The following is a 1,958-nucleotide window of genomic DNA, read 5'->3' as shown; positions in this document are numbered from 1 at the left end:
CAAAAAGTTCCTTCGAGAATTCTATGCGTTGGTCTGGGACGAGCTATACGAGCGGGCCGAGGCGCAGTTGGATGAATGGGAAGGGATCGCGGGTCGTGATGCTGTGGGCCGGTTGTTGGCTGATGCGGACGGGATTTTGGGGCCGCTGAGGGTGTCGTGGCGGTTCCGGAATGTGCTGGCGCACTGGTTGGGTGAGCATCCAGGTGACTGGCACGGTGCCCAGGATGTGCGAGCGGAACTGGCCGATTACCTGGCCGGTGACTCTGGCATCGGCGTGGCGGTGAGTGGTCTGACTCTCGACGCGTTCGAGGAAGTGCGAGCGGAAGAGGCGCGTCGGCAGGCAGATCGTGCTGGCAACCAGGCGGAGGCAGCGGCCGTTGCTGTCCCGATGGTGCGCGGGTTCGATGATGATCCAGCGCTGCGCGTTTTTTCTCGCGTTGGTTCGGTACGGCGGAGGTTCGCGGAGGCCGGTAGGGCGTTGCGGCAGGTGGCCGACGAACGAGGTCAAGATGCGGTGGACCGTTTGTACGCTGCCGCGGACGAGGTCTTGGGGTCTCTTAAGGAGTCGCAGCCGTTCCGGGATGTGATGGCGCACGAGTTGATGACGAACCCGCCGGATGATCAGCAGGCGCAGGAGTTGAGGTGGGAACTGGTCTGTTACCTGGCTGGTGACCTCAGCGGCGGTGCGGACACGGGTACTGCCAACAACTTGCTTTCCTCCCTGGTTACCCGGGATCCTGAAGAGATAGTTTCTCGAGCAGTGCAGGGGTATCATCGGCGCGTGGCGGTTGGCAAGGCGCTTAGCGGTTTGCCGGACGACAATGCTGTCAAAAAGGTGCTGCGAAACGAGGCGCATGAGGAAGCGCTTCGCAGGGATTACACCACCACCGCTTTGGGGGCTCGGTACAACAGATCTAGGGATTGGGGTGACAAAGTTCTTGCTGAGGTCAAGAAATCGCTGACCTCAGATTTGCAAGCTTCGGTGGATTCTCTGCGGCAGATTTTGGCAGGAGTGGGGGCACACGCTGACTTGCAGAACGAATATGAGACCAAGATCGGAGTGTGGTTGGATCTTAAAAGGGTGCAGGTCTCAAGGATCCGCCACCGTGTACACGAAGCTGCCGATGCTGTTCGAGAATTGTGGGCCTTGCGGGAGCGGCTCCGGAATGACGCGATACGGGAATTGCGGGCGATTTTCGAGGCAGCAGACGGCGGGTTACGGCAGTGGGGGGCTCTGCATGGTCCAGATTCAGTGGTCCAAGCGTTCCTTGACGTAGACCGGCACTTCGGGCGAATGCAGGATGATCAATTGCGGAGGGCGGTGGTGCATTGGTGGGTGACCTATGGAGCTCAGATAGGGGACGTTCGGGACCGTATAGGGGGTGCGGAGGCGTTTGTACAGAGCCTGCACCGTCTGCAGCTCGCGGCGATGGCGGTGAGTGCGGGCGCGGGGCCGGCCCCAGGTAGGGACGTGCTGTCGCAGTCCACTGGCGATCCGGGGTCGGCGACCGTTGGGGACATGCGGTCGGAGTCCGCTGAGGGCGGGTTGGGTGATGCGGTGACCGGTGATACCGAGAGCGTCTTCAACGAAACGGTACGGGTGGAATTGCTGCGGCGGCTTGATGACTTGACGGGAGCGGAGTCGTCGGAAGGCCCGATGCCCGCTGCGGAGGCGAGTGGCGAGGATGGGTCGTCACGGCGGGGCATCGACCGGTATGGGCGGTCCGGTGATGTGGTGGTTGGTGGTGGGTCGGGGTCTGGCGGATCGGGGGCCGGGGGTTCGGGGGGTGGCACGGGAGAGGGTGGGGTCGGGGCCGAGCCTGGATCGGAGATCTCAGCGGAGGGGGAGTCCGATTCGGATGGAATGGGTTCGGCGGGTTTTGGTGCGGTGGCCGAGCCGGGCGATCGTGCGGAGGAAGCCGGGGAAAGCCGCGCGAATGGTGCGACGAGTTCGACGG

At 63.0% G+C, this 1,958-nt stretch carries 1 protein-coding gene; it reads left to right on the top strand.

The features are described from left to right. Positions 1-172: 172 nt before the first annotated feature. A partial coding sequence (locus ACWDKQ_RS35945; protein ID WP_450143202.1) for a hypothetical protein occupies positions 173-1,958 on the top strand: 1,786 nt, incomplete at its 3' end.

The organism is Saccharopolyspora sp. NPDC000995 (assembly GCF_053599315.1).
The sequence above is the reverse complement of the archived record's forward strand: the minus strand, read 5'-3'. Positions and strand labels throughout refer to the sequence as shown.